The organism is Streptosporangium sp. NPDC002607, from assembly GCF_053592655.1.
Map to the genome: position 1 here is coordinate 1 of NZ_JBSFWD010000141.1, position 3622 is coordinate 3622.

General features: G+C 72.5%; 1 protein-coding gene. It reads right to left on the reverse strand.

Annotation, left to right across the window (positions count from 1 at the left end; genetic code table 11):
- On the reverse strand, nucleotides 1–3604 hold a 3604-nt coding region (locus ACWD3H_RS47460; protein ID WP_451959770.1), incomplete at its 3' end, for an SDR family NAD(P)-dependent oxidoreductase.
- Nucleotides 3605–3622 lie beyond the last annotated feature (18 nt).

Below are 3622 nucleotides of genomic sequence, written 5' to 3' on the forward strand. Positions count from 1 at the left end.
CGCCGGTCGGGCTGCCCTTCAGGGTGAGCGGGTCGATGCCCGCCCGTTCGACGGCCTCCCAGGAGGTCTCCAGCAGCAGCCGCTGCTGGACGTCGATCGCGAGCGCCTCGCGCGGCGAGATCCCGAAGAACTCAGCATCAAATTCAGCCGCGTCATACAGGAATCCACCCGCACGGGTGAAAGAGGTGTCCGCGACCTCCCAGCCACGATCGGCCGGGAAACCGGAGATGGCGTCTTTACCCTCAGCGACCAGCTCCCACAACTGCTCCGGTGAGGTGACCCCGCCCGGATACCGGCAGGCCATGCCGACGATGACGATCGGATCCCCGGTGACCGGGGCCGCGACCTGCACAGGCGCCGCGGCGTCCGTGCCCTCAAGTCGCTCGCGGATGAAACGGGCCACCGCCGCGGGGGTGGGCTGATCGAACACCAGCGTGGCCGCCAGGCGCATCCCGGTCGCCTCGATCAGCCGGTTACGCAGTTCCACCGAGGTGAGGGAGTCAAGACCGAGGTCCTGGAAGGTCAGGTCCGGCGAGATCGCGTTCGCCGAGGCGTGCCCCAGTACGGCGGCCACCTGCCCGAGCACCATCCGGGACACCTCCTCGCCGAGCGCCCGTCCCGACAGCCCGCCCAGGGCGGCGAAGGCGGCAGGCGTGACAGCCGCCTGCCGCATGGGAGCGGGCACCAGCGCGCGGAAGACCGCCGGGACACTGCTTCGCGCCCGCAGCGCGGCCCGATCCAGCCGCGCCGCCACCACCACCGGTTCACCGCTCACCATCGCGACGTCGAAGAAGGCGAGTCCCTGCTCGGCGGCCAGGGGCAGCAGCCCGGCCCGGGCCATGCGCCGCATGTCGGTCTCGGTGAGGGCACTGGTCATCCCGGTGTCCTGCTGCCACGGCCCCCACCCGATCGACACGCCCGCCAGCCCCTGAGCGGCGCGCTGCCGCACCAAAGCGTCCAGGAAGGCGTTCGCCGCGGTGTAGCTTGCCTGGCCGCCGTTGCCGAGCGTCGCGGTCACCGAGGAGAACACCACGAACGCGGTCAGGTCGAGGTCGCGGGTGAGTTCGTGCAGGTGCCAGGCGCCGTCCGCCTTCGGCCGCAGCACGGCGTCGATCCGCTCGGGCGTCAAAGCGTCGATCGGGCCGTCATCGAGCACACCCGCGGCATGTACCACCCCGGTGAGCGGGTGCTCTGGCGGGATCGCAGCGATCACTTCGGCCAAAGACTCACGATCGGACACATCGCAGGCCACGACCATGACCTCGGCACCCAGGGCTCTCAGCTCCGACACCAGTTCCGCGGCGCCCTCGGTATCCGGGCCACGACGACCCACCAGAGCCAGGTGACACACACCATGCTCGGCCACCAGATGACGCGCGACCAGCGCGCCCAGCCCACCCAGACCACCGGTGACCAGCACCGTGCCGCCGGCACTCCACATCGACGCGGCACCGTCGACACCCCCGACGGTGCCCGGTGCCGGCGAGACGGTGCCGACAGCCGGCCCGCTCTGAGAGTGGTCGTCGTCGACCCTGACCAGGCGCGGCACCCGCAGCAGCCCGTCGCGCACCGCCAACTGCGGCTCGCCGGAATCCAGCGCCGCGACCAGCATCCGTCCGTCCACCCGACCGGCATCCACCTGATCGCGATCAAGGTCCAGCAGGACGAACCGCCCCGGGTTCTCCACCTGCGCCGAACGCACCAGACCCCATACCGCCGCCGCGACGGGGTCGGCCACGGTTTCGGTAGCCACCGCCACCGCGCCTGAAGTCACGAAGACCACCAGGCGGTTGGCGTGCTCGTCGCGCCCGGCCTCCCGCAGCCGGGCCAGGACCGCCGAGGTCACCGACCGCACCGCGGCCGGAACGTCGTCCCCGGCGGGAACCGGGACCGGCACCAAGGTCACGTCCGCGGCAGGCTCCATCTCATGCGCGATGTCCGCCACCTGCCCGGCTTCGCGCAGGGCGGCGACCAGACCCCACCCGTCGGGGCCGAGCACCGACCACCGCCTGGCCGGATCGTCTCCGTTCCCGGATGCCGCCACGAGCGGCCAGTCCAGCCGCAGCAGCGGCCCGCCGCCGGTGCGTGCCGCAGGCCGCGAAGCGCGGAACGCCAGGGAGCGCACCGAGGCCACCACGCCCCCGGCATCGGCCACGACCAGCGTGACCGCGTCCGGGCCCGCCATGCTCATCCGGACCCGCAGCGCCGAGGCGCCGGACGCGTGCAGCGACACCCCGCTCCAGGCGAAGGGCAGCAGTCCGCCCTCCGCCTCGTCGAGCCCGGCCGGCGATGCCACCTGCAGCACAGCGTCGAGCAGGGCCGGATGCAACCCGTAGGAGCCCGCGTCGGCGGCGACGTCTTCGGGCAGGGCGACCTCGGCGAACACCTCCCGCTCGGTACGCCAGACGGCGCGCACCCCCCTAAACGCCGGACCGTAGGAGAAACCCACCGCCGCCCGCCGGTCGTAGAAGCCGTCGAGGTCCACCGTGACGGCGTCCGCGCGGGGCCACTCCTCCATCCCCGCGTCAGGGACGCTCGTCGGCGCGGCGGAGGCGAGCACACCGGTGGCGTGCTGAGCCCACGGCGCGTCCGCTTCACCCTCCGGACGGGAATACACCCCCACCGTCCGCCTGCCGCTGTCGTCGACGGCGCCGAGCGCCACCCGCACCTGAACACCTCCCCGCTCGGGCATCACCAGCGGGGAGATGAGCGTGAGCTCCTCCAACAGGCCACAGCCGACCTCCTCGCCGGCCCGCAGGGCCAGCTCGACGAAGGCCGTGCCGGGCAGCAGCACCTGCCCGGCCACCACATGGTCCGACAGCCACGGATGCGCCGCGGTCGAGACCAGACCGGTGAACAGGAACCCGCCGGTGTCGGGCAGCTCCATGGCCGCGCCCAGCAGCGGATGACGCGGCAGGTCCAGCCCGGCAGCGGTGACATCGCCCGCGGCCACCGAGAGTTTGGGCCAGTACCGCACCTGTTGGAACGCGTAGGTCGGCAGATCCACCCGGTGAGCGGCCGGGAACAGCTCCCGCCATCGCATCGGCACACCACGCACATACAACCGGGCGGCCGCGGCCAACGCCGCCGCCTCCTCACCGCGGTCCTTACGCAGAACGGGAAAGGCAGCCGCCGGCTTGTGCGAGTCCTGGCGAACCGAGAGGTTCTGGTGAACGAGCGCCGACAACCCGCCGTCCGGACCCAGCTCCAAGAACACCCTGGCCCCCGCCGAGCCCGCAGCTTGCACCGCCGCGGCGAAACGCACCGGACGCACGACGTGGTCCACCCAGTACTGCGCCGAGCACAGGTAGGCGGCGTCGACCACCTCGCCGGTCACGGTGGAGACGATCGGCGTCCTCGGCTCGCCGAAGGTCAGCCCCTCGACGACCTCCCGAAACTCCGCCAGCATCGGCTCCATCAGCGGCGAGTGGAACGCGTGACTCACCCGCAGCCGGGTGGCCTTGCCGAAACGCGCGGCGGTTCGCAGGACGGCGTCCCCGTCCCCGGCGATCACCACCGACGACGGCCCGTTCACCGCGGCGATGACGACCCCGTCCTCCAGCACCGGCTCGACCTGCGCCCGGCCGGCCTGGACCGACACCATCGCCCCGCCCTCGGGCAG